This is a genomic window from Rhodanobacter caeni, assembly GCF_039523575.1.
GTDB lineage: Bacteria > Pseudomonadota > Gammaproteobacteria > Xanthomonadales > Rhodanobacteraceae > Rhodanobacter > Rhodanobacter caeni.
In genome coordinates this window covers 375,626-401,357 of record NZ_BAAAFO010000001.1, presented here as the reverse complement: position 1 = coordinate 401,357, position 25,732 = coordinate 375,626, and the positions used below count along the sequence as shown (strand labels likewise).

The 25,732-nt window shown below is 67.2% G+C and carries 21 protein-coding genes, 2 tRNA genes, 1 other RNA gene and 1 pseudogene; 7 read left to right on the top strand and 18 right to left on the bottom strand.

Annotation, left to right across the window (positions count from 1 at the left end):
• Positions 1-175: 175 nt before the first annotated feature.
• The 4 genes from ffs to ABD017_RS01895 form a co-directional block, all read right to left on the bottom strand.
• Positions 176-272, bottom strand: an RNA gene (gene ffs, locus ABD017_RS01910) — signal recognition particle sRNA small type.
• A 79-nt stretch (positions 273-351) separates the two neighbouring features.
• Positions 352-441, bottom strand: a tRNA-Ser gene (locus tag ABD017_RS01905).
• Positions 442-724: 283 nt separating this feature from the next.
• Positions 725-1,483 (bottom strand): MBL fold metallo-hydrolase, encoded by a 759-nt coding sequence (locus tag ABD017_RS01900; RefSeq protein WP_343879593.1) that lies wholly within the window; start codon positions 1,481-1,483, stop codon positions 725-727.
• A complete protein-coding gene (locus ABD017_RS01895; protein WP_425543642.1) occupies positions 1,480-2,208 on the bottom strand; it encodes a 3-deoxy-D-manno-octulosonic acid kinase in 729 nt (242 codons plus the stop codon). The genes ABD017_RS01900 and ABD017_RS01895 overlap by 4 nt, the downstream gene beginning before the upstream one ends.
• A 37-nt stretch (positions 2,209-2,245) precedes the next feature.
• Between ABD017_RS01895 and ABD017_RS01890 the strand changes: the two genes are divergently transcribed.
• On the top strand, positions 2,246-3,301 hold the full coding sequence (locus tag ABD017_RS01890; RefSeq protein ID WP_343879591.1) for a glycosyltransferase family 9 protein: 1,056 nt from the start codon (positions 2,246-2,248) through the stop codon (positions 3,299-3,301).
• A gap of 73 nt (positions 3,302-3,374) precedes the next feature.
• Here ABD017_RS01890 and ABD017_RS01885 read toward each other — a convergent pair whose 3' ends face one another.
• Positions 3,375-3,773 (bottom strand): DUF6165 family protein, encoded by a 399-nt coding sequence (locus ABD017_RS01885; RefSeq protein WP_343879589.1) that lies wholly within the window; start codon positions 3,771-3,773, stop codon positions 3,375-3,377.
• A gap of 100 nt (positions 3,774-3,873) precedes the next feature.
• On the bottom strand, positions 3,874-5,247 hold the full coding sequence (hisS, locus tag ABD017_RS01880; RefSeq protein WP_343879587.1) for a histidine--tRNA ligase: 1,374 nt from the start codon (positions 5,245-5,247) through the stop codon (positions 3,874-3,876).
• A gap of 162 nt (positions 5,248-5,409) precedes the next feature.
• Between hisS and ABD017_RS01875 the strand changes: the two genes are divergently transcribed.
• Positions 5,410-5,486, top strand: a tRNA-Pro gene (locus tag ABD017_RS01875).
• Between the two features lie 79 nt (positions 5,487-5,565).
• On the opposite strand, the gene ispH is transcribed toward ABD017_RS01875, so the two are convergent.
• From ispH to murJ, 5 genes are all read right to left on the bottom strand, one after another.
• Entirely contained in the window at positions 5,566-6,528 is a 963-nt protein-coding gene (gene ispH / locus ABD017_RS01870) for a 4-hydroxy-3-methylbut-2-enyl diphosphate reductase (protein WP_343879585.1), read from the bottom strand.
• Positions 6,529-6,602: 74 nt separating this feature from the next.
• Complete coding sequence (lspA, locus tag ABD017_RS01865; RefSeq protein WP_343879583.1) at positions 6,603-7,100, bottom strand: signal peptidase II; 498 nt, start codon at positions 7,098-7,100, stop codon at positions 6,603-6,605.
• 173 nt (positions 7,101-7,273) lie between these two features.
• On the bottom strand, positions 7,274-10,177 hold the full coding sequence (ileS, locus tag ABD017_RS01860; RefSeq protein WP_343879581.1) for an isoleucine--tRNA ligase: 2,904 nt from the start codon (positions 10,175-10,177) through the stop codon (positions 7,274-7,276).
• Positions 10,178-10,270: 93 nt separating this feature from the next.
• Positions 10,271-11,221: a bifunctional riboflavin kinase/FAD synthetase gene (locus tag ABD017_RS01855; protein WP_343880626.1), complete on the bottom strand. Its 951-nt coding sequence runs from the start codon at positions 11,219-11,221 to the stop codon at positions 10,271-10,273.
• Between the two features lie 51 nt (positions 11,222-11,272).
• A complete protein-coding gene (gene murJ, locus ABD017_RS01850; protein WP_343879579.1) occupies positions 11,273-12,883 on the bottom strand; it encodes a murein biosynthesis integral membrane protein MurJ in 1,611 nt (536 codons plus the stop codon).
• Between the two features lie 250 nt (positions 12,884-13,133).
• Here murJ and rpsT point away from each other — a divergent pair, with 250 nt between their 5' ends.
• On the top strand, positions 13,134-13,397 hold the full coding sequence (rpsT, locus tag ABD017_RS01845; RefSeq protein WP_007804840.1) for a 30S ribosomal protein S20: 264 nt from the start codon (positions 13,134-13,136) through the stop codon (positions 13,395-13,397).
• Positions 13,398-13,534: 137 nt separating this feature from the next.
• On the opposite strand, the gene cgtA is transcribed toward rpsT, so the two are convergent.
• From cgtA to rplU, 3 genes are all read right to left on the bottom strand, one after another.
• Positions 13,535-14,614 (bottom strand): Obg family GTPase CgtA, encoded by a 1,080-nt coding sequence (gene cgtA / locus ABD017_RS01840; protein ID WP_343879577.1) that lies wholly within the window; start codon positions 14,612-14,614, stop codon positions 13,535-13,537.
• 177 nt (positions 14,615-14,791) lie between these two features.
• Positions 14,792-15,049, bottom strand: coding sequence for a 50S ribosomal protein L27 (gene rpmA / locus ABD017_RS01835; protein ID WP_343879575.1), 258 nt, complete (start codon positions 15,047-15,049; stop codon positions 14,792-14,794).
• A gap of 19 nt (positions 15,050-15,068) precedes the next feature.
• Complete coding sequence (gene rplU / locus ABD017_RS01830) at positions 15,069-15,383, bottom strand: 50S ribosomal protein L21 (RefSeq protein WP_343879573.1); 315 nt, start codon at positions 15,381-15,383, stop codon at positions 15,069-15,071.
• A 203-nt stretch (positions 15,384-15,586) separates the two neighbouring features.
• Here rplU and uvrA point away from each other — a divergent pair, with 203 nt between their 5' ends.
• From uvrA to ABD017_RS01810, 4 genes are all read left to right on the top strand, one after another.
• Positions 15,587-18,535 carry an excinuclease ABC subunit UvrA gene (gene uvrA, locus ABD017_RS01825; RefSeq protein ID WP_343879571.1) on the top strand — a complete coding sequence of 983 codons (2,949 nt, stop codon included), beginning with the start codon at positions 15,587-15,589 and terminating at the stop codon, positions 18,533-18,535.
• The gene (locus ABD017_RS01820) at positions 18,532-18,984 is read left to right on the top strand and encodes an acyl-CoA thioesterase (RefSeq protein ID WP_343879569.1); all 453 of its coding nucleotides are present in this window, start codon (positions 18,532-18,534) and stop codon (positions 18,982-18,984) included. Before uvrA ends, ABD017_RS01820 begins: the two co-directional genes overlap by 4 nt.
• A 98-nt stretch (positions 18,985-19,082) precedes the next feature.
• Positions 19,083-20,531 (top strand): DUF4139 domain-containing protein, encoded by a 1,449-nt coding sequence (locus ABD017_RS01815; protein ID WP_343879567.1) that lies wholly within the window; start codon positions 19,083-19,085, stop codon positions 20,529-20,531.
• Between the two features lie 10 nt (positions 20,532-20,541).
• Positions 20,542-21,291, top strand: coding sequence for an enoyl-CoA hydratase/isomerase family protein (locus ABD017_RS01810; protein ID WP_343879565.1), 750 nt, complete (start codon positions 20,542-20,544; stop codon positions 21,289-21,291).
• A gap of 121 nt (positions 21,292-21,412) precedes the next feature.
• Here ABD017_RS01810 and ABD017_RS01805 read toward each other — a convergent pair whose 3' ends face one another.
• From ABD017_RS01805 to bamJ, 4 genes and pseudogenes are all read right to left on the bottom strand, one after another.
• The gene (locus ABD017_RS01805) at positions 21,413-23,167 is read right to left on the bottom strand and encodes a GH35 family beta-galactosidase (RefSeq protein ID WP_343879563.1); all 1,755 of its coding nucleotides are present in this window, start codon (positions 23,165-23,167) and stop codon (positions 21,413-21,415) included.
• A gap of 93 nt (positions 23,168-23,260) precedes the next feature.
• Positions 23,261-24,109, bottom strand: coding sequence for a sulfurtransferase (locus ABD017_RS01800; protein ID WP_343879562.1), 849 nt, complete (start codon positions 24,107-24,109; stop codon positions 23,261-23,263).
• Positions 24,106-24,893, bottom strand: a pseudogene (locus tag ABD017_RS01795) (NUDIX hydrolase). Before ABD017_RS01795 ends, ABD017_RS01800 begins: the two are co-directional and overlap by 4 nt.
• A 38-nt stretch (positions 24,894-24,931) precedes the next feature.
• Positions 24,932-25,633: a BamJ family beta-barrel-assembly machinery protein gene (gene bamJ, locus ABD017_RS01790; protein ID WP_343879561.1), complete on the bottom strand. Its 702-nt coding sequence runs from the start codon at positions 25,631-25,633 to the stop codon at positions 24,932-24,934.
• Between the last annotated feature and the right edge of the window lie 99 nt (positions 25,634-25,732).

Below are 25,732 nucleotides of genomic sequence, written 5' to 3'. Positions count from 1 at the left end.
TCGGGCGGGGTAAGTCAGTAAAGGGCTGCCCCCATCCGCCCTTCGGGCACCTTCCCCCGCTGCACGGGGGAAGGAAGCGACGACTCCTCGAAACAGCCAGCTTCCTTCCCCCGCCTGCGGGGGAAGGTGCCCGAAGGGCGGAAGGGGGCGCTCGTACCCCCGAAATTGGTGGCGGCCCCGCCAGCCGCACCCCGGCACCCGAATCATTCGCTACCGTTGCTTCCTTCCGGACCTGGCGGGGTTTGCGAACTATCGTCGCGGGGGGACCGACGGGGCCACCATGGACGTCAAGCGATGACGCTTGCCTGTTGCCGTTGCGCCAGCCTCAGGCTGTCGCACTCGCTTGGAAATTGGCGGAGAGAGCGGGATTCGAACCCGCGATAGGTTTTACCCTATACACACTTTCCAGGCGTGCTCCTTCAACCACTCGGACACCTCTCCGGGTAACTCTTTTGCACCACAATCACCGAGCGGGATTGTTCGACTCATCCTGAGTCTCACCCCTCACTGGCGTTCGGGGCCAGCCTGCGGCTGTCCAAATTCGTTCCAGACGAATTTGTCGAACCCGCGATAGGTTTTACCCTATACACACTTTCCAGGCGTGCTCCTTCAACCACTCGGACACCTCTCCGCAGGGTGCAACCGTCTTTGCAGGCAACGCCGCCCGGCAAAGAAGCGGAAGGATAACTGCAGGCCCGAACGCAGGCAAGCAGAACCGGGCAGTTCAGCCGGCGGCGGCGCGTGGCTCATGCGGCATCGCCAGCGCGATGCGCTCTCCCGATCTGGCAATGCGGTAACCGCGCGCCGTCAGTGCGGCGCCGTCGGCGGCGCTGCCGTAGTGGTAGAGCAACATCTGTCGACGCAGTGCCGCGGGATACTCGCGCTCGATGTCATCGACGCCGGTGTGCGAGGGATTGCCGACCAGGCCGCAATCGTGCGCAACCAGCATCGATTCGCCGACAAGTTCGCTGAGCACTTCGGGAATCGGCCGCGTGTCGCCGGTGTAGGCAAAGCTGCCGTCCAGCGCCAGGCCGAACGAGGTACCGGGAACGTGGTGGCGGGTGGCGAAGACGTCGAACCACAGGCCGTCCAGCCAGAAACCGCGCGTGCACGGCACCAGGTGGAACGCCTCCCAGTAGTTGACCCCGCCTTCGGCCAGCGCACCGGGGTAATCACCCACCCGCATCTGCAGCCAGGGCAACAGGCCGGCATGCGCAAATACCCGGGTGCGACCGCGCAGGTGTTCGTCGAACCATAACCGGGTGAACAGCCGCTCCATGCCACCGACGTGATCCATGTGCGTATGGGTGATGAAGATCGCCCGCGGCAAGGCGCCATAGGCGGCCAGGTAGCGGTCGAGCGTATCGGGGCCGCAGTCGATCAACAGCATCGGCTCGCCGTCGCGCTCCAGCACCACGGCGGAGGAACCGAGCTCCACCGCGTGGGCGGCGCCCACGCCCAGAAAATGCAGATGCCAGTTCATGCCGGCATCGTACGACGGTAGCCGCGCAACAGTGGCTGCCACAGCTCTCGGTCGAAGGCGCTCTCGTCCCCGGCCGCGGCGCCCAGCTTGAGCAGCGAGCGGCGCAGGCGCTGCAGGTTCGCCTGCTGCCATGCCGCCTGGGGCGCGCGTTTCCGGCCGCGGTCGAAGTCAATCAGGAACAGCGCCTCGCCGCTGACCATCACGTTGTGCGCATTCAGATCCGCATGCCAGATACCTGCGCGATGGAAACGGGCCACCAGCTCGCCCACCGCTTCGGCCAGCGCGCCGTCGAATTGTCCCGCGCGCAGGCATTCGGCCAAGGTGCGGGCGTGGGCGATACGGCGCGTGATCAGGTCGGCGGTGTAGAACGCGCCCTGGCGGCAGTAGCGCGCGGCGACCGGCACCGGGCCGGGCAGGCCGAGCCGTTCGATCTCGGCCAGCAGGTGGAATTCGGCGAACGGGCGCGTGCGCATGGCACCGCGCCAGAGGTAGCGATCACCCATCAGGGCGGCGACCAGGCCGCCGCGGCGGTAGTGGCGCAGCACGCATTCGCCGGCCGGCGTGTCGATCACCGCCACGCCGCCGCGTCCGCCTGCCTGCACCCGCAACGCCTCACGCTCACGCCAGTACGCCGGTGCAAACCAGTCGTGCGTGACTTGTGCCGGCAGCGCGGCGTCAAAGACAATCGCGCCGCCCGCCTCGTTGAGCGTTTCTTCCTGCATCATCGGGCCCGTTGATCCTTCACGATTCTAACCCAGGCCCATGATCCCCACCCCGACGACGCCCGCCTCGATCTGCCTGCTGCGCACCTCCGCCATCGGCGATGTCACCCACGTGGTGCCGCTGGTGCGCACGCTGCAACAGGCGTGGCCGCAAGTGGCGTTGACGTGGGTGATCGGCAAGCTGGAACGCAAGCTGGTGGGCGACCTGCCGGGCGTGGCATTCGTCACCTTCGACAAGGCCGCCGGCTGGTCGGGCATGCGCGCGGTGCACGAGGCGCTGCGCGGGCAGCGTTTCGACGCGCTGCTGCAGATGCAGGTGGCCATGCGGTCGAACCTGCTGAGCCTGGGCATCAAGGCGGAACGCCGCATTGGCTACGACCGCGCGCGCTCGCGCGACCTGCACGGGCTGGTCATCAACGAACGCATTCCGGCGCGCACGGGTGAACACGTGCTCGATGCGATCGGCAGCTTCTGCGAACCGCTGGGGCTGCAGCAGCGGCAGGTGCGTTGGGACATTCCGGTACCCGACGATGCGCATGCCTGGGCAGCCGGACAGCTGCCCGACGATACCCCCACCCTGCTGGTGAGCCCCACCTCCAGCCATGCGCTGCGCAACTGGCGAGCCGAGCGCTACGCCGCCGTGATGGATCACGCTGCCGCGCGCGGCTGGCGGGTGGTGCTGGTGGGCGGACCTTCGGCAGGCGAGCGCGTCATGGCCGATGCGGTGCTGGCCGCCTGCAAACAGGCACCGCTTGATCTCACCGGCAAGGACACCCTGAAACGCCTGATGGCCCTGCTCGGTCGCGCGCAACTGCTGCTGACGCCCGACTCGGGCCCGATGCACATGGCCAATGCGGTGGGCACCAAGGTGTTGGGCTTGCACGCCGCCAGCAATCCCGACCGCTCCGGCCCCTACTCCGACCGCCGCTGGTGCGTGGACAAATACGACGAGGCGGCGCGCAAGTATCTCGGCAAGCCCGCCAGCGAGATCGCCTGGGGCCGCAAGATCGAAAAGCCCGGCGTGATGGATCTGATCACCATCGACGACGCGATCGAACGCTACGAAGCCGCCGCCCATGAGATGGGCTTGCTGTAGGAGCGACTTCAGTCGCGATGCTCTGCGTTTCGGCGAAAGGCATCGCGGCTGAAGCCGCTCCCACAGGGATTCGTCATTTCTGGCGGTAATCCTGGTACGACTTCTCCTCGACCAGTTCCGAGCCCAGCTTCTGGTTGATTTCGCGCTTGAACGCGGCGCGCTCGTCGTTGCGGAAATACACCGAACGCGCCAGCTCGATGAACTCGGCATCGAACGCCTGCGCGCGCTCCTTCAGCCGGATGCGGTCCTCGATGTCCCACAGCGCCTCGTTGACCGCCAGCAGGCGCGCGCGCTCGTCGCCGATGTCGGTTTGCGAGGCGGTGCTGTTGGCCCAGGTGGCGTTGAGCATGTCCAGCTCGTTGCGCACGTTGGCCAGCTTGGCCTCGTCGGTGATGCGGCGCGACTTGATCTCCAGGATGGTGATCTTGTCGATGAGTTCGCCATAGGACACCGGCGTCTGGATCAGGCTCATGGCTGGGAACTCCCTGCAAGGTCGGGGATGCGGCAAGCGCGCGCCACATCGGTTGTCTGTTTCTCGAAACGAAAAGCGAAGGCGGCCGAAAGGCCAGCCCTCAACCCATCGCGGCGGCCTGCTCCAGCTCCACCCGCAACGTCTTGATCAGCTCGCCGCGCGCCACCTCGAACTGATCCTGGCGACGCAGGTCCTTCACGGTCACCACGCCCTTGGCCAGCTCGTCCTCGCCCAGCACCACCACGAAACGGATGCCGGCACGGTCGGCGTACTTGAACTGCTTGGCCAGCTTGCCGCCTTCCAGCACTACTTCGGTGGCGATGCCGGCGCTGCGCAGTTCGGTGGCCAGCGCCAGGTAGGCGGGCAGTTGCGCCGGGTCCATCTGCGTCACCAGCACGTCCACGGTGCTCTGCGCGGTGTTGATCAGGCCGGCGTCGCGCAACTGCCAGTACAGCCGGGTCAGCCCTATCGAGATGCCCACGCCGGGCAGGTGCGACTTGGTGTACTGCCCAGCCAGGTTCTCGTAGCGGCCGCCCGAACACACCGAGCCGATCTGCGGGTGATCGTTCAACGTGGTCTCGTAGACCGTGCCGGTGTAGTAGTCCAGGCCGCGCGCGATCGACAGGTTCAGCACGAAGTGCGATTCGGGTACGCCGAAATCGCGGATCATCGCCAGCACTTCCTTCAGCTCGGCGCGGCCCTGCTCCATGATTTCCGGACCGGCACCCAGCGCGTCGAGTTTCGCGAAAGCATCCTGCAACGAGGTCGAACGCACCTGCACGAAGGCCAGGATCTTCTCCACCACGGCAGCGTCGAGGCCAAACGACTCGCCCACCAGGGTGGCGCGCACGGCGTCGGCGCCGCGCTTGTCGAGCTTGTCCACCTCGCGCAGCACCAGCATCTGGCGTTCGCCATCGACGATGCCCAGGCTCTCGAAATAACCGCGCATCAGCTTGCGGTTGTTCAACTGGATGGTGAACGCGCCCACGTTCAATTCGCGGAACACGCTGTAGATCACTGCCGGAATCTCGGCGTCGTAGCGGACCGACAAGGTGTCCTTGCCGATCACGTCGATGTCACACTGGTAGAACTCGCGGAAACGCCCGCGCTGCGCGCGTTCGCCGCGATAGACGCGCTGCATCTGGTAGCGGCGGAACGGAAAACTCAGCTCGCGCTCGTGCTCGGCGACGTAGCGCGCCAGCGGCACGGTGAGGTCGAAACGCAGCGCCAGTTCGGGCGCGCCCTCCTTGTCCAGCGCGCCGGTCGATTGCACGAAATACACCTGGCGCTCGGTCTCGCCGCCGGTCTTGGTCAGCAGCACGTCAGCGTGTTCGATCGCCGGCGTTTCCACCGGCAGGAAGCCAAAACGCTCGTAATTGCGGCGGATCACGTCGAGCATGCGCTGGAACGCGATCTGGTCGAGCGGCAGCAGCTCGAGTACGCCGGGCATGGTGCGGGCCAGGGTAAGCGCCATGAAAGCCTCTGTTGGCAAGGGAGAAGTACCCGTCCCGTACAGTCCGCGACGGAGCCGCCTAGATTACCAGAAGGCCATGTCCTCCGGCCGCCGCGCCCGCCCCGTGCAGCGCAAAACCTGTTGCCAAGCACCCTTACGGCGATTAAGATACGCGGCTTCCCACGGGGTGTAGCTCAGCCTGGTAGAGCGCTACGTTCGGGACGTAGAAGTCGCAGGTTCGAATCCTGTCTCCCCGACCAAAATTCGAAAAAGAAACCGGCCTTGCGCCGGCTTTTTTTTTGCCCGTGTCGCGCCGCCGAACGCGGCGATGCGCAAGGCTCAGGACGCCGCGGCGTCCGCGCCATCCACCAGCCGCAACTCCTTGGGCAGGGCGAAGGTGATGTTTTCCGGCTCGCCGTCCAGCTCGCGCACGGCGCCGGCGCCCCAGGATTGCAGGCGGGCGATCACGTCGAGCACCAGCTTCTCCGGCGCGGAGGCGCCCGCGGTGAGGCCGATGCGGTTCACCCCGTCCAGCCAGCTGCGCTCGATGTGCTCGGCGCCGTCGATCAGGTACGAGCGCACGCCGCGTTTTTGCGCCAGCTCGCGCAGGCGGTTGGAGTTGGAGCTGTTGACCGAACCGACCACCAGCATCAGGTCGACCGCATCGGCCAGGCGGCGCACGGCATCCTGGCGGTTCTGGGTGGCGTAGCAGATGTCGTCCTTGCGCGGCCCTTCGATGTCGGGGAATTTCTGGCGCAAGGCGTCGATGATCGCCTTGGTGTCATCCACCGACAGCGTGGTCTGGGTGACGTAGGACAGCTGGTGCGGGTCGCGCGGCGCAAGCTTCGCCACGCATTCCAGCGATTCCACCAGCAGGATCTCGCCCGTGTTGGCCGCGTTCCACTGCCCCATCGTGCCTTCGACTTCCGGATGGCCGGCGTGGCCGATCAGCACCACGCTGCGGCCGATGCGGCCCAGCCGCGCCACCTCCATGTGCACCTTGGTGACCAGCGGACAGGTGGCGTCGAACACTTTCAGGTGACGCTCTGCAGCCTCCTCGCGAACGCCCTGCGACACGCCGTGCGCGCTGAAGATCACCGTGGCGCCGTCGGGCACCTCGTGCAACTCCTCGACGAAGACGGCGCCGTCGGCACGCAGCTTGTCCACCACGTAGCGGTTGTGCACCACCTCGTGCCGCACGTAGATCGGCGGGCCGTAGGATTCCAGCGCACGATCGACGATGGCGATGGCGCGATCGACGCCAGCGCAGAAGCCACGGGGGTTGGCGAGCAGGATGTCCAAGGATGCCTCGTGCGTTGAGCGCGGCCATGCAGGAGCGACTTCCGTCGGGCAGGCCGCTCCAGCGGGAACGCCGATTATCGCACGCCGTCCGCGGGCTTGCCGCCGAACATGCCGAACGCGATCAGCAGCACCGCGCCCACGGTGATGCCGCAGTCGGCCAGGTTGAACACCGGGTAGTCCCACTGGCGGAAGTAGACGTGGATGAAGTCGGTGACCTGCGAGGCATGCAGCCGGTCGATCAGGTTGCCCAGCGCACCGCCAACGATCAGGCCCAGCGGCAGGCCGGTGCGCCAGTCACGCCGCGGCGTGCGCGCCAGCCACACCAGCAGCACGACACAGATCGCCAGCGCCAGCACCACGAAAAACCAGCGCTGCCAGCCGCTGCCGTCCGCCAGGAAACTGAACGCCGCGCCGCGATTGAAGGCCAGTGTCCAGTTGAGGAATCCGGGAATCACCGGATGCGGCACGCCCATCGGCTGCAGCGCGTGCAATGCCCACCATTTGCTGAGCTGGTCGAGCGCGATGACGATGGCGGAAAGCCACAGCCATGGGAGTGCGTTGGGTTTGGTCATGGGTGGCTCGTGTGTGGGTTGGTGGAGAGCGGCGCGGAGTGCCCCCATCCGGCCTGTCGGCCACCTTCCCCCGCAAGCGGGGGAAGGAAGTCATTGGATTCCTCGAAACAGCCAGCTTCCTTCCCCCGCCTGCGGGGGAAGGTGCCCGAAGGGCGGAAGGGGGCGCCCCAGGATCAGAACCAGCGGCGATCCTCTCCCGGCCCTTCGACATTGCTGACGCAGCGACCGCACAGTTCCGGATGCTCCACATGGCTGCCGACGTCGTCGCGGCGATGCCAGCAGCGCACGCACTTGGCGGCGTCGCTGACGCTGGCCGAGACCCACACCTCGGCGCCGTCCAGATCGACCTTTACCGCCTCCTGCGGCCGCGGCAGCAACGGCGCCACGTGCAGGTCCGAAACGATGAAGAAGAAGCGCAGTTCGTCGGCGGTGTCGGCCAGGCGCGCCTGGGTGGCGTCATCGGCGTGGATCACCAGCTTCGCCTCCAGCGCGGCGCCGATGCGCTCGGCCTTGCGCATGCCTTCGAGCACGCGCGAGGCGGTATCGCGGATCGCCAGCAGTTCGGCCCAGTAGCGGCGTTGCGCGGGCGAATCCTGGGTGGCAACCAAGCCGTCATACCAGGTCTCGAACAGCACGCTGTCGCCGCGTTCGCCCGGCAACTGCTGCCAGATTTCCTCGGCGGTGAAGGCCAGCACCGGCGCCAGCCAGCGCACCAGCGCCTCGGCGATGCGGTACATCGCGCTCTGCGCGCTGCGCCGGCCGCGGCTGTCGGTGGGCATGGTGTAGAGCCGGTCCTTGGTGATGTCCAGGTACAGCGCGCCCAGCTCGTTGGTGCAGAAGTTCTGGATGCGCGCCACCACCTCGGGGAAGTCATAGCGCTCGTAGGCGGCCAGCACGGCCTGCTGCACGTCGTACGCCTGCTGCACGGCCCACTGGTCCAGCAGCAGGCTGTCTTCCACCGGCAGCAGGTGCTTGGCGGGGTCGAAACCGTCCAGGTTGCCGAGCAGGAACTTGGCGGTGTTGCGAATGCGGCGGTAGGTGTCGGAGACGCGCTTGAGGATCTCGTCGGAGACGGTCATCTCGTTGCGGTAATCGGCCGAGGCCACCCACAGGCGCAGCACGTCGGCACCCAGCGTATCCATCACCTTCTGCGGCGCCACCACGTTGCCCAGCGACTTGGACATCTTGCGGCCGTTGGCGTCCACCGTGAAACCGTGCGTGAGCACCTCGTCGTACGGCGCGCGGCCGTGGATCGCCGAGGAGGTCAGCAGGGAGGACTGGAACCAGCCGCGGTGCTGGTCGGAACCTTCCAGGTACATCACCTTATAGTGCGAGGCGGTGCCCTGCTGCAGCTCCGGGCGCTGGCCGATCACGGCGAAATGGGTGACACCCGAGTCGAACCACACATCCAGCACGTCGGTGACTTTCTCGTAATTGGCCGCGTCGTCGCCCAGCAACTCGGCCGGGTCCAGCGTGAACCAGGCATCGACGCCGCCCTGCTCGACCTTCTTCGCGACCTGCTCCAGCAAGGCCACGGAATCCGGATGCGGCTCCTGCGTGGCCTTGTGCACGAACAGCGCGATCGGCACGCCCCAGGTGCGCTGGCGCGAGATGCACCAGTCCGGGCGGCCGGCGACCATGCCGGCGATGCGCTCCTCGCCCCAGCCCGGCACCCAGCGCACCGACTTGATCGCGGTGAGCGCGGTCTCGCGCAGCTTCGCCTGCTCCATCGAGACGAACCACTGCGGCGTGGTGCGGTAGATCACCGGCGTCTTGTGGCGCCAGCAGTTGGGGTAGCTGTGCTCGATCTTGGCGAACGCCAGCAGCACGCCGCGCTGGCGCAGCAGGTCGACAACGGCGTCGTTGGCCTTCCAGATGTGCATGCCGCCCAGCTCGAGGCCGTCGGCGGCCGGCGTGTCGGCGCGGTAGGTGCCGCGCGGCTCGATGTAGTTGAGCAGCCCGATGCCGTACTCGCGCGCCACCACGAAATCCTCGACGCCGTGATCGGGCGAGGTGTGCACCGCGCCGGTGCCGTCTTCGGCGCTGACGTGGTCGCCGAGGATCACGGGGACTTCGCGGGGATAGAACGGGTGGTGGAGTTGCAGGCCTTCCAATGCCTTGCCTTCGGCGTGGCCCAGCACCAGAGCGCCCTCTTCCGCCCTTCGGGCACCTTCCCCCGCAAGCGGGGGAAGGGAGACTCCGTAGCGTTCCGCCACTTTGTCTACCAGCGCCGACGCGACCACCAGCAGCACGCGTTTGCCACCGCGCTGCGGGCCTTCGATCAACGCGTATTCCAGCTCCGCACCCAGCGACACCGCCTGGCTTTCCGGCAGCGTCCACGGCGTGGTGGTCCAGATCGGGATGGCCACGATGGCGTCGCCCGCGTCCACGCCGAACTTCGCCGCCAGTGCCTTCGGATCGACCGCGTCATACGCCACGTCGACGGCAGGCGAGATCTTGTCGCCATATTCGATCTCTGCCTCGGCCAGCGCCGAGGCGCAGTCGAAGCACCAATACACCGGCTTGGCACCGCGCAGCACGTGGCCGTTGGAGACGATGCGGGCCAGTGCGCGCAGCATGTCGGCCTCGTAGCTGAAATCCATCGTGCGGTACGGGTGCGACCAGTCGCCCAGCACGCCCAACCGCTTGAAGTCGGTGCGCTGGGTATCGACCTGTTCGGCCGCGTACTCGCGGCACTTCTGCCGGAACGCGGCAGCGTCCAGCTTCACGCCCGGCTTGCCGAATTTCTTCTCCACCGCGATCTCGATCGGCAGGCCGTGGCAATCCCAGCCGGGCACGTACGGCGCGCGATGGCCGGAGAGCAGTTTCGACTTGACCGTGATGTCCTTGAGGATCTTGTTGACGGCGTGGCCGATGTGGATGGCGCCGTTGGCGTACGGCGGGCCGTCGTGCAGCACGAACACCTTGTCGCGATTGGCGGTGCGCTGCTGGATCTGCGCATAGCGATCGACCTGCTCCCACTGCGCCAGCCAGCCCGGCTCGCGCTTGGGCAGGTCGCCGCGCATCGGAAAATCCGTCTGCGGCAGGTTGATGGTGCTCTTGTAATCGTGGGTCATTGCGGGGTTGCCATGGCTAGCGGTTGCCGCCCGTACTGGCGGGCAAAGGGTTCAACGTTAATGGATTACGGGGCGTGCGGGAATCGGATGGCCTTACGTGGCGATCAGCCGCGGGTTCATGCCCAGCAGCTCGCGCGCCCGGCAGGCGTCCAGATGCATCTGCGCCTTCAGCGGTTCGAGCCCGTCGAATTTCTGCTCGTCGCGCAACTTGGCGACAAACTCCACCGCCATGCGCTGGCCGTAGAGGTCGCCATCGAAATCGAACAGGTGCACTTCCAGCAGCGGCTGGCTCACCTGGTTCACCGTGGGGCGCACGCCCAGGCTGGCCACGCCCGGCCAGCTGCACTCGCCTTCGCCCAGGCCCACGCGCACGGCGAAGATGCCCTGCACCGGGCTGACCCGCTGCTGCAGGTGGATATTGGCGGTGGGATAGCCCAGTGTGCGGCCGAGCTGGTTGCCGTACTCCACCTTGCCGTCGATCACGAACGGACGGCCGAGCAGCGGCTCGGCCCCCGCGAACTCGCCGGCGGCCAGCAGCGCGCGCACACGGCTGGCGGAAACCCGCGCCCCGTGCAGTTGCACCGCCGGCATGGTGCAGGCGGCAAAGCCCAGCTCGCGGCCCATGCGCTCCAGCAACGCCACGTCGCCGCCGCGCTTGTGCCCGAAGCGGAAATCGCCACCCACCCAGACCTCGCGCGTGGCCAGCCGATCGCACAGCACGCGGCGCACGAAGTCTTCGGCCGGCATGGCGGTCAGCGCGCGGTTGAAGCGCAGCAACAGCGTCTGCGCCATGCCCGCGGCGGCGAAACCCTTGAGCTTTTCGCGCACGCTGGACAAGCGCGGCACCGGTTCGGGCGAGAAAAACGTGCGCGGCAACGGCTCGAAACTCACCACGGCCGGCGTGCAATCCAGTGCCTGGGCGCGCTCGCGCACTTTCGCCAGCAGCGTCTGGTGCCCGCGGTGGAGGCCGTCGAAAGCGCCCACGGCAACGACACTGCCGTGCGGCGCCAGGCAAGGGCCCGCGACATCCCTGGAAAGTCTCATCATGGCGTCAGTATAACGGGCGTATCCGCCGCGATTGAGCCGTCCCGGCGATCACGCGCCGCGCAGGTCGCGCAGCCGGAAGCCGGTGGCGAACAGCATGCCGAGGTAGGTTGCACCGCCGGCCGCCACCAGTGCCGCCAAGTGCCAGACACGGGTCAGCACCGGCACGCCATGGGTCCAGTCGGGCCAGCACCAGCGGCCCAGCAACAGCACCGCCACCATGGCCAGGCACGACGCCGCCAGCCGCAGCAGGTGGCGCGCCCAGCCGGACTGGCGCTGATACACGCCGGCCCGTTTCAGCCATCGCCACAACAGCCCCAGGTTGACGTAGGCCGCCACCGCGCTGGCCATGCCCAGTGCCATGTGCAGGCCCGGCAGCCGCGCCAGCCCATCCAGCCATGACAGCTGCTTCAGTGCGGGCGACGCCCACCACTCGAACAGCAGCGCCAGGAACACCACGTTCAACACCATGTTGGCCAGCAGCGAGGCCACTGCCGCGCGCACCGGCGTGCGGGTGTCCTGGCGTGCGTAGAACGCCGGCAGCAGCACTTTCACCAGCGCAAACGCGGGCAGGCCGAAGCTCAGCGCGGTGATCGACAAGGTCGCCATATGCGTGTCGTGCGCGGTCCAGTTGCCGTGCTGGAACAAGGTCGCCACCAGCGGCCCGGCCAGCAGCATCAGCGCGAACATCGCCGGCACCGCGATCAGCAGCGTGATGCGCAGGCCCCAGTCCAGCGCGCGCGAGAAACCGTTCGTGTCGGTGGTGACGTGATGGCGCGACAGCGACGGCAGGATCACCGTGCCCAGCGCCACGCCGAACACCCCCAGCGGCAGCTCCAGGAAACGGTCGGCCTGCGACAGCCAGCTCTGCGAACCCACCACCAGCAGCGAGGCGATCACCGTATCGAACAGCAGATTGATCTGCGCCACCGACGAACCGAACAGCGTGGGCACCATCAAGCGCATGATCCTGCGCACGTCGGGGTGGTTCCAGCCCCAGCGCGGCAAGGTCAGCAGGTTCAGCCCGCGCAACGCCGGCAACTGGAACAGCAACTGCAGGATGCCCGCGGCCAGGATGGCCCAGCCCATCGCCATGATCGGTGTGTCCAGCCGCCGCGACAGCCACAGCGCGCCGGCGATCATGCACAGGTTGAGGATCACCGGCGTCAGTGCCGGCAGGGCAAACCGATGGAAGCTGTTGAGCGCGCCACCGCAAAGCGCCGTCAGCGACACGAACAGCAGAAACGGAAACGTCAGCCGCAGCAGGTCGACGGTCAACTCGAACTTGCGCGGCTCGTCGATCGCGCCGGGCGAAAACAGCACGGTGACCTGCGGCGCGAAGAAAATCCCCAGCGCCGTGATCAGCAGCAGCACGCCGCCGAGCGTGCCCGACACCCGCGACATCAGGTTCTTCAGCTCCGCATGCGTGCGCTTTTCCTTGACCTCGGTGAATACCGGCACGAAGGCAGTGGAAAACGATCCCTCGGCAAACAGCCGGCGCATGAAATTGGGGATGCGAAACGCCACCCAGAACGCGTCGGTGGCCCCGTTGGCACCGAAGGCCGCATTGATTGACATGTCGCGCACCAGCCCGAGCACCCGCGAGATCATCGTCATGCTGCTGAACGAGAGCAGCCCGCGGAACATGCTGGGAGACTTCATGCGCCTGTTGTCGCCTTCTATCGAGCGGAGGAAACGCCCGGGCAAACCGGGCGCGGCGCGTAGTTTGACAGCGGCCGGCGCCAAGTTCACAGCCCGGCGCTGGCAGAATCCCGGCATCGCGGGGGCAAGGGGCTCGGCGAGGCGGCACGGGCGGCGTCCGGCGACGCCCGCATCCAATTGACGCAAGGGTGAATGAACCGCATAATTGGCGTCTTTTTCCAACCCCAACCCTGCATTCCGGAGTTCTACCTTGGCCAACATCAAGTCCGCGAAGAAGCGCGCGCGCCAGTCCGAACAGCGCCGCCTGCGCAACATCAGCGCACGTTCCATGGTCCGCACCGCCCTGAAAAAGGTCGTCAAGGCCATCGAGGCCAAGGACAAGGCAGCCGCCGTTGCCGCCTTCACCGCCGCGCAGCCGGTGATGGACCGCTACGCCGCCCGTGGCCTGATCCACAAGAACAAGGCCGCCCGTCACAAGAGCCGCCTCAACGCGAAGATCCGCGAACTGGCGTAAGCCGGTCACCGCGATCCGGGTTGGCAATGGCGGGCGATTCCGCCCGCCATCGAAACATGAAGCCGGCGCAAGCCGGCTTCTTCGTGAGCATGAAGCGGAGCCGGCGCAAGCCGGCTTTTCGCGTTTGCGGCGGCACCTCAGTCCTGCGGCTCTTCCCCGCGCAAGCGCACGTCGCCCGCCAGCATGTCGGTGCGGCCCTGGTGCTCCTCGCGCTGCGCGTCGAAGAACTGCTGCACCTGCTGGCACACCGCCAGGGTGTTCTCGCGCGTCGCCGCCGAGACCAGAAACCACGGCTGCGTCCAGCCCAGGCGCTGCACGATATCCGCGGCCACGGCATCGCGCTCGTCCGGCGCCAGCATGTCGGCCTTGTTCAGCACCAGCCAGCGCGGGCGCTCCAGCAGCTCGGGGTTGAACCTGGCCAGCTCGTTCTCGATCGCGCGCACCTGCGCCACCGGGTCGGTGCCGTCGATGGGCGCGATATCCACCAGATGCAGCAGCAGCGAGGTGCGCGCCACGTGGCGCAGGAACTGGATACCCAGCCCGGCACCATCGGCCGCGCCCTCGATCAGGCCCGGGATGTCGGCAATGACAAAACTCTGGTCGGTGCCCAGGCTGACCACGCCCAGGTTGGGATGCAGCGTGGTGAACGGGTAATCGGCCACCCGCGGCGTGGCCGCCGACACCGCGCGGATGAAGGTGGACTTGCCCGCATTGGGAAAGCCCAGCAGGCCCACGTCGGCCAGCAGGCGCAGCTCCAGCTTCAGCTCGCGCACGTCGCCCGGCGTACCCGGCGTGGCCTTGCGAGGCGCCCGGTTCACCGAACTCTTGAAGTGGATGTTGCCCAGCCCGCCCTTGCCGCCCTGCGCCACCAGCATGCGCTGGCCGTGGCTGGTGAGGTCGCCGATCACCTCGTCGGTATCGACATTGGTAACCATGGTGCCGACCGGCACGCGGATGACCGTGTCCTCCCCGCCCTTGCCGTACATCTGGCTGCCCATGCCGTTCTCGCCGCGCCTGGCCTTGAAGCTGCGCTGATGGCGAAAATCGACCAGCGTGTTCAGGCCCTCGTCGGCCACCAGCCACACCGAGCCGCCAAAGCCTCCATCACCGCCATCCGGGCCGCCGAACGGAATGAATTTTTCGCGGCGGAAACTGACGCAGCCATTGCCGCCATCGCCCGCCTGGACCTTGATGATTGCTTCGTCGACGAATTTCATGGGGAGGGCCGGGAATGGGGAATAGGGAATGGGGAACAGGAAAAGCCGGCGATCCGGAGAGGGTACGGGATTGGCAGGAAACCCGCTTTCACCATTCCCCATTCTCCATTCCCGATTCCCTGCTCCAAACGAAAAGCCCCGCCGAAGCGGGGCCTTCGCTACCGCGTCGTGGAAAGCTTACGCCTGCACGACGTCGACGAAACGGCGGTTCTTGCTGCCGCGGATCTTGAACTGCACGGTGCCGTCGACCAGCGCGAACAGCGTGTGGTCGCGGCCCAGGCCGACGCCCACGCCCGGATGGAACTGGGTGCCGCGCTGACGCACGATGATGTTGCCGGCCTCGATGGCCTGGCCGCCGTAGATCTTCACGCCCAGGTATTTCGGGTTCGAATCGCGACCGTTGCGGCTGGAACCTACGCCTTTTTTATGTGCCATGACTCAATGCTCCAGTTGCTCAGGCGTTGATGCCCGTGATCTCGATTTCGGTGAAGTGCTGACGGTGACCCTGCTGCCGCTTGTAGTGCTTGCGGCGGCGGAATTTGATGATGCGGACCTTGTCGGCGCGGCCGTGCTTGCGGACGGTGGCGCTGACGGTGGCGCCTTCGACGACCGGCGCACCAACGGTGACCGACTCGCCGGAACCGACCAGCAGCACCTGGTCAAAGCTCACGGTGGCGCCTTCTTCGGCGGTCAACAGTTCCACGCGCAGGACGTCGCCCTGCTGAACGCGGTACTGCTTGCCGCCCGTCTTGATGACTGCGTAACTCATGGGAATGCCCTTCTGTCGTTATTCTCTTGGGTATCGCCTGCGACCCATGCAGGTGCGGCGAACTGCGGATTATAGCGACCACGCGGCGCGCTGGTCAATTGCTGACCACCTGCGCACTTCCGCAGCCACGTATCGGCCGGCCGCCAAAAAAAGACCATCTGAACGCCTTGGTATAGTAATCGGCTCCCCCATATTCAGCCGTCATGGACAACATCAGCATTCGCGGCGCCCGCACGCACAACCTCAAGAACATCGACCTGGACCTGCCGCGCGACAAGCTGATCGTGATCACCGGCCTGTCCGGCTCGGGCAAATCCTCGCTGGCGTTCGACACGATCTACGCCGAAGGCCAGCGACGCTACGTCGAATCGCTGTCGGCGTACGCGCGACAGTTCCTGTCGATGATGGAAAAGCCCGACGTCGACCACATCGAGGGGTTGTCGCCGGCGATCTCGATCGAGCAGAAGTCCACCTCGCACAACCCGCGCTCCACCGTGGGCACGATTACCGAGATCTACGATTACCTGCGCCTGCTGTACGCCCGCGTGGGCACGCCGCGCTGCCCCGACCACGGCATCGCGCTGGCGGCGCAGACGGTGACCCAGATGGTGGACGCCACACTGGCGCTGGACCCGGAGAAGCGCTACATGCTGCTGGCGCCGGTGGTGCGCGAGCGCAAGGGCGAGCACGTGCAGGTGTTCGAGCAGCTGCGCGCGCAGGGTTTCGTGCGTGCGCGCGTCGATGGCGCGGTGTACGACCTGGACGCCGTGCCGCCGCTGATGCTGCGCCAGAAACACACCATCGAGGTGGTGGTGGACCGCTTCCGCCCGCGCGAGGACATCAAGCAGCGCCTGGCCGAATCGTTCGAGACCGCGCTGCGGCTGGGCGAGGGGCTGGTGATCCTGGTGGACATGGACGCGCAGCCCGGCGCCGACGGCGAGGTTCCGGCCGAGCAACTGCTCTCCTCGCGCTTCTCCTGCCCCGTGTGCGACTACTCGCTGCCCGAGCTGGAACCGCGGCTCTTCTCGTTCAACGCGCCGGCCGGCGCCTGCCCGGCCTGCGACGGCCTGGGCATCACCCAGGTGTTCGATCCGGTTCGCGTGGTGAGCCATCCCGAGCGGGCGCTGGCCAGCGGCGCGGTGCGCGGCTGGGACCGGCGCAATGCGCACTATTTCCAGCTGATTTTGTCGCTGGCCGCGCATTACGGCTTCGACGTGGACATGCCGTGGCAGGAGCTGCCGAAGGACGTCCAGAAGGCCATCCTGTTCGGCAGCGGCAAGCAGCGCATCGCGTTCCGCTACCTCACCGAGCGCGGCGGCAAGGTTACCCGCGAGCATGCGTTCGAAGGCATCGTGCCGAACATGGAACGGCGCTACAAGGAGACCGAATCGGCGGCGGTACGCGAGGAACTGGCGCGCTTCATCAGCGACCAGCCCTGCCCCGAATGCGAGGGCCAGCGGCTGAACCGTTCCGCCCGCAACGTGTTCGTGGCCGAGCAGGCCCTGCCCGCGCTCACCCGCCGTTCGATCGATGACGCGCTGGCGTTTTTCGACACGCTGGTCCTGCCCGGCTGGCGCGGCGAGATCGCGGTGAAGATCATCAAGGAAATCCGCGAGCGGCTGAGCTTCCTCAACGACGTGGGCCTGAACTACCTCACGCTGGACCGCCAGGCCGATTCGCTCTCCGGCGGCGAGGCGCAGCGCATCCGGCTGGCCTCGCAGATCGGCGCCGGCCTGGTCGGCGTGATGTACGTGCTGGACGAGCCCTCGATCGGCCTGCACCAGCGCGACAACGAACGTCTGCTGGGTACGCTCACGCGGCTGCGCGACCTGGGCAATACGGTGATCGTGGTGGAGCACGACGAGGACGCCATCCGCATGGCCGACCACGTGCTGGACATCGGCCCCGGTGCCGGCGTCCACGGCGGCGATGTCGTGGCGCAGGGCACGGTGACCGACATCCTGGCCGCACCGCGCTCGATCACCGGCCAGTTCCTGTCCGGCGCGCGCCGCATCGAGGTGCCGGAGAAGCGCCGCCAACCGGCCGACGACGAGGCATGGCTGCGACTCAAGGGCGCCAGCGGCAACAACCTGAAGGATGTGGACCTGGCGATTCCGGCCGGGCTGTTCACCTGCATCACCGGCGTTTCCGGTTCGGGCAAATCCACCCTGGTCAACGACACGCTGTTCCGGCTGGCCGCGGCCGAGCTGAACGGCGCCAGCACGCAGCCGGCGCCGTACCGCTCGGTGGAGGGCATGGAGCTGTTCGACAAGGTGGTGGACATCAACCAGTCGCCGATCGGCCGCACGCCGCGCTCCAACCCGGCCACCTACACCGGCCTGTTCACGCCGCTGCGCGAGATGTTCGCGCAGGTGCCCGAGGCGCGTGCGCGCGGCTACACGGCGGGCCGTTTCAGCTTCAACGTGCGCGGCGGCCGCTGCGAGGCCTGCGAGGGCGACGGCCTGATCAAGGTGGAGATGCACTTCCTGCCCGACGTCTACGTGCCCTGCGACGCCTGCCACGGCAAGCGCTACAACCGCGAGACGCTGGAGATCCTCTACAAGGGCCACACCATCGCCGACGTGCTGGACATGACGGTGGAAGACGCGCTGAAGCTGTTCGAGAACGTGCCCACCGTAGCGCGCAAGCTCGACACGCTGCGCGCGGTGGGCCTGGATTACATCAAGCTGGGCCAGAGCGCCACCACGCTTTCCGGTGGCGAGGCGCAGCGCGTGAAGCTGTCCAAGGAGCTGTCCAAGCGCGACACCGGGCATACCTTGTACATCCTCGACGAGCCCACCACCGGATTGCATTTCCACGACATCGAGCAATTGCTGGACGTGCTGCACCAGCTGGTGGATCAGGGCAATACGGTGGTGGTGATCGAGCACAACCTGGACGTGATCAAGACCGCCGACTGGATCGTGGATCTCGGCCCCGAAGGCGGTGCCGGCGGCGGCCGCATCCTGGTCACCGGCACGCCCGAAACCGTGGCCGCCACCGCGGGCTCGCATACCGGCCGTTTCCTGGCGCCACACCTGAAAACCGCCAAGGCGGCGAAACCGCCCGCCACCAAGCGGGTGAAATCCGCCGCCAAGCACATCGCCTCGGCCGACAAGTACAAGCCGGTGCCGCGGAAGAAGAAATCGTGAGCGCCCAAAGCTCCGCCGCTCCGGCCGGCACGCCCATGTTCGTGGCCGGCATCGCGGTGCGCTGGCGCGACCTTGACGCGTTCAACCACGTCAACAATTCCACCTACCTCACCTATCTGGAAGAGGCGCGACTGCAGTGGATGCAGGCAACGGGCGACACGATGGATACCGCCGCCACGCCCGTGCTGGCCGCCAGCGAACTCAATTACCGCCGGCCGATCGCGTGGCCGGCGCAGCTGCAGGTGCAGTTGCTTTGCGAGCGCATCGGCAACAGTTCGATCACCATCGCCCATCGCATCGTCGATGCTAGCGATCCGCAAACGCTGTATTGCGACGGCCGCGTGGTGATGGTGTGGATCGCTCCGGCTACTGGAAAACCGGTACCGTTGCCGCCTTCCGTGCGACAGGCGGCGCAGCATGCCGTGCCGCTGGCAGGGGCCGCGGGATAACGCAACCACCCAAGCCGCGACGCCGCTCACATACGCGCGCGCACGGTATTCACACATCCTCGTTATGATGTCCGTCGATGCCTCGATGGAGCACACCGATGACACCACGCCACACGATTCTCGCCATCGCCTGCATGGCCAGCCTTGGCGCCGCCACCGCCCATGCGAAAGACCGCACCGAGCTGACGCTTTATCGCAGCGACAGCAGCGCGCTTTACAGCAGCAGCGGCGACGGCGCGGTCGACGACGGCTACGCCGTGGTGCGCGAGCAGCGCTCGCTGACACTGGACGCCGGCAGCCACGACGTGGTGATCGGTGACCTGCCCAACCACATCGATCCCGAAGCGATGGCGCTGGGCTTTCCCGCGGGCAATGCCAAAGTCATCTCGCAACGCCTGTTGCTGGGCCAGGGCCAGAACGCGGCGCTGAGTGGCCTGGTCGGCCACGCGGTGGAGGTGCTGGGCGACAACGGCCAAGCACTGGCCAGCGGCAATCTGCTGCGCGCCGGTGACGGCTTGCTGGTGCGCGGCGACAACGGCGCCACCACCCTGGTGCGCAACTACGCCGCGGTGCGTACCACCGGCGCGGATTTTCCCACCGGCTCCAGCCTCAGCCTGCGCATCGACGCGCAGCGCGCCGGCCAGGCGAACGCCGTGCTCAGTTATCCCACCGCCGGGCTGGGCTGGCGCGCCGCGTATGTCGGCACGCTGCAGCCGGGCAGCGCCTGCCGCATGCAGTTCGAATCGCGCGCCAGCATCGCCAACCGCAGCGGTCGCGACTGGCGCGACACGCAACTCACGCTGATCGCGGGCGAGCCGCATTTCGCCAAGGCCTCAGCGCCGCGGCCGATGATGGCCATGGCGCGCAGCTACAAGGCCGAAAGCGCCGACATGCCCGCGCAATCCACTCTCGCCGATTACCGCAGCTACACCCTGCCCGCGCCGGTCGACCTGCCCGACGGCAGCGTCAGCCAGGTGCCGCTGTACGCCACCCGCACGCTGGATTGCGAACGCACGGCGCTGCTGGAAAACGGCAACAGCTACCAGCCGCCGCAGCCGATGCTGGACGCCAGTTTCAATACGGGCAGCAACGACTCCATCATCAGCACGCTGCGCCTGAAGGCATTCGACAGCCTGCCCGCCGGCTACCTGCGCGTGCTCAGCGCCGATCGCAACGGCACGCCGCAATTCATCGGCGAGGGCCGCATCGACGACACGCCCAAGGGCAGCGACGCCACCATCACGCTGGGCACCGCGTTCGACCTGCGCGCCCAGCGCGAACGCACCGCGTTCACCGTCGACAAGGCCGGCCGCACGATGGACGAGGCGTTCCGCATCACGCTGACCAACGCCGGCGACAGCGCGCGCGTGGTCACCGTGCGCGAGCACCCGAACCGCTGGCAGCAGTGGACGCTGGCGTCCTCGTCCAGCAAGCCCGGCAAACAGACGCCCGACACGCTGGAATTCCGCGTCAGCGTGCCGGCCGGCGGCAAGGCCACGCTGGATTACGCCGTGCGCTACCACTGGACTGCCGAGCAGAACCCCTGAGGAAGCCGCCATGTTCGACCTGTTTCCGCACGAGCACGACATCACCGAGATCCGCTTGAATCGGCCGCCAGTGAATGCGCTGGATACCGCCTTGCTGGTCACCCTGCGCGAGGCGCTGGAACAGGCGCCGGCAAACGGCCAGCGCGGCCTGGTGCTGTCCGGTGCGCAGGGGCTGTTTTCGGCCGGCGTGGACATCCCTGCGCTGCTGGCGCTGGATCGCGATGGCGTGCGGCGCTTCTGGCACGAGTTCTTCGCGCTGTGCTCCACGCTGGCGCGATTGCCGATCCCGATCGTGGCCGCCATCACCGGCCACAGCCCGGCCGGTGGCGCGGTGCTGGCGTTGTTCTGCGACTATCGCGTGATGGCGCAGGGGCCGTATCGCATCGGCCTCAACGAGGTGCAGGTGGGACTGATCGTGCCGCAGAGCATCCAGCACGCGCTGCGCCGTGTGGTGGGCACTTATCGCGCAGAACGGCTGCTGGTGTCGGGGGCGATGATCGAATCGGATGCGGCGCTAGCCTGCGGTTTTGTGGATGAGCTGACCGTAGCCGAACAGGTCACCACCCGCGCGCTGCACTGGCTGGGCGAACTGTTGGCGCTGCCCTCGCAGGCGATGCTGGCCACCCGTGCGCTGGCCCGCGCGGATCTGGTCGCCGCGGTCGATCCCGACACGCTGCCGCTGGATGATTTCCTCGACGCGTATTTCCAGCCCGAGGCGCAGGCGGTGCTGCAACAGTTGCTGGCGCGGTTGAAGAACTAAGCCTGAGGAAACTCGAACAACACCGTCATTCCGGCGAAAGCCGGAATCCAGCGACTTCAGGTCGTTGAAAAGCAAAGGCACTGGGTCCCGGCTTTCGCCGGGATGACGGTCCGGCTGATGCCTAGTGATAGCGATAGAGCGTCACCCGGCGTATCGAGAATTCATCGTCCGGCAAGCTCAGGTGGCGCCCCTGGTTGGTGTCGTCGCCATTCATTTCGCGGCCCGGCACCCATTGCCCGTTGATGAAACGTCCTTCCCAGATCGACTCGATGCCCACGGCCGATCGCCCCTTGCCGACGGGCTCGAAATAGACCGTGATGCCGGTGCCCGCGAACCAGAAATCATCGGGGCCGGTCTGGATGATCAGGCCGCCGTGCGTGGTCGACGTGTCGGCGTCGAGCTTCGCCCCGATCGACGCGGAGCCCGGCTTGCGAAAGCTGGCCGTCACCTTGTAGTCGCCGAAGACGAAGGTCTGCGGGCTCAGGTCGACACTGCCGTCGAAGTGGGTGCGCGGCAGCATGCCAACCATTTTTCCGCTGCCCTGATGGGCGAGGATCAGCGGGGTCAGCTGATCGATCAAGTCGTACGCCTGCCCCAGTGCCTTCGCATAGTCGGGAGACAGGAATTCCGGCGCGTAGGGCGAATAGCCCATCGCGTTCAGATGCGCATACGCGTACAGGCCGTTGGCGGCCATTTGCGCGCCCGACACGCGGCCGGTCTCGGGAATCAGGAAGGGCCGGCCGGGCAGCGCGTACTTTTCCGCCCATTCGGTGAAGTTCGGGAAATAGATATCCGGCGCCAGGAAGTCGATCGCCGGCGCGGCCGCGCGCCACACGTCGAAAAGATGCGGCAGCGGACCGCCGCTGGGATATTCGCCGGGGCGCTTGCCGGGCCGGATCAGCGCCGCATTGGCGTACATCGGCAGCGGATAGACCGCCTTGCCCGCGGCCGCGACTTGCCCCGTGTAACGGGCTTCCGTCCACGCGGTGAACAACTCGTCGGTCTGCTCGCCGGCACCGAACGTGTCCTCCCACTTGGCGCCAGTCCTGAACCCGTGCGCGCGCCATGCCGCCGCGAGTTGCGGCGCCAGACGTTCCCTGTGCTCCGACAGGTAGTCGGTCAGCGCCTGTGGCACCGGTGCGTGGAAGGCGGCATCGGCCAGCGGGCCGTGGTCGCGCGCCTCGGGGATCATGCCGACCTCGTTCTCCACCTGCACCATCACCACGGTGTGCTGCTCGCCATCGGTCTGCTTCAGGTGTTTCATCAGCGCCACGAAGGCGGCGCTGTCCGCCTGCACGTTGGCCGCATCCAGCGCCGACAGGATCTCCATCGGCGTGCCATCGGAACGCCGGGCGCGCGGGTAGCGGCTGGCATCGCGCTTGACCCAGGCCGGCAGGTAGCTCGACATGCTGTTTTTCCAGCTGCCGAACCACAGCAGGACAAGGCGCATGTCGTGGGCGCGGGCGCCCTTGATGAGCCCGTCCACGGTGCTGAAATCGAACCGCCCCTGCTGCGGCTCGATCAGGTTCCAGTACACCGGCGCGATCACCGCGTTGAAATGCATCGCCTCGAATTTCGACCACAGCGTGTCCAGGTACGGCAGGCTGGATGCCGAGGAATTTTCCAGTTCGCCGGCGCGCATCAGGAACGGCTGGCCGTCGACGATCAACTGGATGGCGCCGTGGCGCGGCGCCAGGTGCGGCATCGATGCGTCCGCCGATGCAGCCGGTGCCATGCCGGGCAACAACAAGGCGATGACGAAAGCCGCATGGCAGCGGCGCCAGCGGCGCGCCGCCCCACCCGCAAGCCGAACACCGCTTTCCCACACGGCGGAAAGGAAGGATTGGGCGCGGGAAAATCGGGTGGTCGTCAGCATGGAGGCTCCTGTTTTTCAGCTCCCACGCCGGCCGCAAGGCGACATCGGCGCGGATGAAACGCCATGCGCGCCAATCGGGCGCGCGTCGGGAAGCTAGCCTTTCGCCACCGGCCGCGAAGGGTCGCTGATCCAGCCGCTCCACGACGGGGCGTACAGACGCGAGCCGCGCAAACCGGCGTATTCCATGGCCAGCTGGTTGTGGCACGCGGTGACGCCAGAGCCGCACATGTGCACCACGTCGGAGGGCGCGGTGTCGCCCAGGACGGCGGCGAACTCGGCGCGCAATTGCGCCGCCAGCTTGAAGCGGCCATCCTCGCCCAGGTTGTCGGAAAACGGCCGGTTCAATGCGCCGGGCACGTGGCCACCGACGCGGTCCAGCGGTTCCACGTCGCCGCGGTAGCGCGGTGCCGCGCGGGCATCGAGCAATCGTTGCGAACCCTCGCCCAGCGCCGCGTGGTCGATCAGCACCTGCGTTTCGTCGTAACGCAACGCCACCTCGGTGGCAGCGCGCGCCGCGGGCTCGCCCTGCTCCACCGGCAAGCCGGCCTTTTTCCAGGCGGCAAACCCGCCATCGAGCACGGCCACGTCGCGCACCCCGGCCAGCCGCAGCAACCACCACAGCCGCGCCGCCGCCAGCGCGCCGCTGCCGGCGTCATAGCTCACCACAGGCATGCCGGCGCGCCAGCCCCAGCGCGACAGCAGGGCGCTGAAGGCGGACTCCAGCGGCAACGGGTGGCGGCCCAGTCCTTCCTGTTGGCGCGACAGGTCGGACAGGTCGTGATCGAGGTTGGCGTAGACCGCGCCAGGAATGTGGCCCTGCCGGAACTCGCGCTCGCCCTTGCCCGGGTCGGCCAGGTCGAAGCTGCAATCGACAATCAACGTCTCGTCGGGCGACATGGCCGACAGCGTGGCCGGGTCGATGAGTGTGGTGAGCAGGGTCATGCGCGTCCCATCCTCTGCAGCAAGTTGAGAAGTATCGCCGCGGTGGCGCCCCAGATGCGGTGGCCGCCATGCACGAATTCCACCATCGCGCGCTGGTGTCCGCGAAAATCCATGGTGTAGCGGCGCAGGTTGGCCGGCTCCATGAAGAACGCCAGCGGCACCTCGAACACCTCGGCCACCTCGTCGGGAGCGGGGTAAAGTTGCGCCTCGGCCGCGATGCGCGCCACCACCGGCGTGATGCAGAAGCCGCTGATGGTCTCGAAGCGATCGAGGTAACCCAGCGGCGTCACGAGCCCGCGCTCCAGGCCGATCTCCTCCTCGCTTTCGCGCAACGCGGTGGTGATGGCGTCGCCGTCGCCGGCCTCGCTGCGCCCGCCGGGAAACGCCACCTGGCCCGCGTGCGCGTGCAGGTGGTCGGTGCGCACGGTGAGCACCATGCGCGGCTGCACGCCTTCGCGCAGGCCGATCAGCACGGCGGCCGGGCGGCGCGGCGCATCGCCCAGCAGCTCGGCCATGTCCGCATGGTTCCAGCCCCGTCCCACCGGCGGCGCCGACAGCGGTCGCAAGGCGTCGGCCACGATCCCGATCACGGCAGCATGGCCGGCCCGCGCAGCGGCAGCACGTCGCGCATCAACCGCCACCGCTCGTTGTTATCCAGCGCGCTCCAGCGGCCGATTTCCTCGCCACTGCGGCGACAGCCGATGCAATACCCGAGCGGATCGAGGCGGCAAAGCCGGATGCAGGGCGTCAGCGGCGCGACAGCGGAAACGGGATCGTTCGACATACCCGGCCATGGTATCAGCGCAGGCCCGCGCGGGCGGCTCAGTTCTTGATGTCGAGCAATTCGATCTCGAACACCAGGGCCTCGTTCGGCCCGATGCGCGGGAGCTGGCCGTACTCGCCATAGGCCAGCTGCGGCGGGATCACCACTTTCCAGCGATCGCCCACGCGCATCCGCGGAATCACGTCCTGCCAGCCGCGGATCACCTTGTTCACCGTGAAGCTCACCGGCGCTCCGTGCGCCCAGGTGCTGTCGAATTCGGTGCCGTCCACCAGCATGCCGCGGTAGTTCACCACCACCCGGCTGGTGACCGTGGGGTGAACCTTGCCGCTGCCCCTGGCGAGCACCGAGTACTGGATGCCCGAGGGCAGTTGCACCACCCCCGGCTGCTGCCGGTTGTGCGCCATGTAGCGGGCGCTCTTCTGCGCGTTTTCCGCCGCCATCCGCTTGAACGTGGCCATCGCCTCGGCGTGCATCTGCTGGCCCAGGCGCTGCAATTGCTGATGCATATCCTGCATCGACACGCTGGGATCGCGCTTGAGGTACGCGTCCTGGATGGCGCGCTGCATGGTGGCCAGGTCCACCGCCGGCTTGCCATCGGCAAACTGGCTGCCGATCCGGTAGCCGATGGCGTAGGAAAGCTTGGCCTTGTCCAGCCCCGCCGGATGGCCGGCGGTGGTCTGCGCCTGCACGGCGGCGCCCACCAGCAACGCGCCCAGCGGCAGCCAGCGCAACCATCTCATGGCTGGCTCCGGCACGGGAAAACCCGATGTGGCGGTCGATACGGTAGGTTCATGCCAAGCGGTTTGCCAAGGTCGTGCAAGGGCCGGTTTCCCGGCCGA

Coding starts and splice junctions, on each gene's coding strand:
- ABD017_RS01900 (WP_343879593.1), bottom strand. CDS start 1,483: ATGAACTGGCATCTGCATTTTCTGGGCGTGGGCGCCGCCCACGCGGTG.
- ABD017_RS01895 (WP_425543642.1), bottom strand. CDS start 2,208: ATGATGCAGGAAGAAACGCTCAACGAGGCGGGCGGCGCGATTGTCTTT.
- ABD017_RS01890 (WP_343879591.1), top strand. CDS start 2,246: ATGATCCCCACCCCGACGACGCCCGCCTCGATCTGCCTGCTGCGCACC.
- ABD017_RS01885 (WP_343879589.1), bottom strand. CDS start 3,773: ATGAGCCTGATCCAGACGCCGGTGTCCTATGGCGAACTCATCGACAAG.
- hisS (WP_343879587.1), bottom strand. CDS start 5,247: ATGGCGCTTACCCTGGCCCGCACCATGCCCGGCGTACTCGAGCTGCTG.
- lspA (WP_343879583.1), bottom strand. CDS start 7,100: ATGACCAAACCCAACGCACTCCCATGGCTGTGGCTTTCCGCCATCGTC.
- ileS (WP_343879581.1), bottom strand. CDS start 10,177: ATGACCCACGATTACAAGAGCACCATCAACCTGCCGCAGACGGATTTT.
- ABD017_RS01855 (WP_343880626.1), bottom strand. CDS start 11,221: ATGAGACTTTCCAGGGATGTCGCGGGCCCTTGCCTGGCGCCGCACGGC.
- murJ (WP_343879579.1), bottom strand. CDS start 12,883: ATGAAGTCTCCCAGCATGTTCCGCGGGCTGCTCTCGTTCAGCAGCATG.
- cgtA (WP_343879577.1), bottom strand. CDS start 14,614: ATGAAATTCGTCGACGAAGCAATCATCAAGGTCCAGGCGGGCGATGGC.
- rpmA (WP_343879575.1), bottom strand. CDS start 15,049: ATGGCACATAAAAAAGGCGTAGGTTCCAGCCGCAACGGTCGCGATTCG.
- rplU (WP_343879573.1), bottom strand. CDS start 15,383: ATGAGTTACGCAGTCATCAAGACGGGCGGCAAGCAGTACCGCGTTCAG.
- uvrA (WP_343879571.1), top strand. CDS start 15,587: ATGGACAACATCAGCATTCGCGGCGCCCGCACGCACAACCTCAAGAAC.
- ABD017_RS01815 (WP_343879567.1), top strand. CDS start 19,083: ATGACACCACGCCACACGATTCTCGCCATCGCCTGCATGGCCAGCCTT.
- ABD017_RS01810 (WP_343879565.1), top strand. CDS start 20,542: ATGTTCGACCTGTTTCCGCACGAGCACGACATCACCGAGATCCGCTTG.
- ABD017_RS01805 (WP_343879563.1), bottom strand. CDS start 23,167: ATGCTGACGACCACCCGATTTTCCCGCGCCCAATCCTTCCTTTCCGCC.
- ABD017_RS01800 (WP_343879562.1), bottom strand. CDS start 24,109: ATGACCCTGCTCACCACACTCATCGACCCGGCCACGCTGTCGGCCATG.
- bamJ (WP_343879561.1), bottom strand. CDS start 25,633: ATGAGATGGTTGCGCTGGCTGCCGCTGGGCGCGTTGCTGGTGGGCGCC.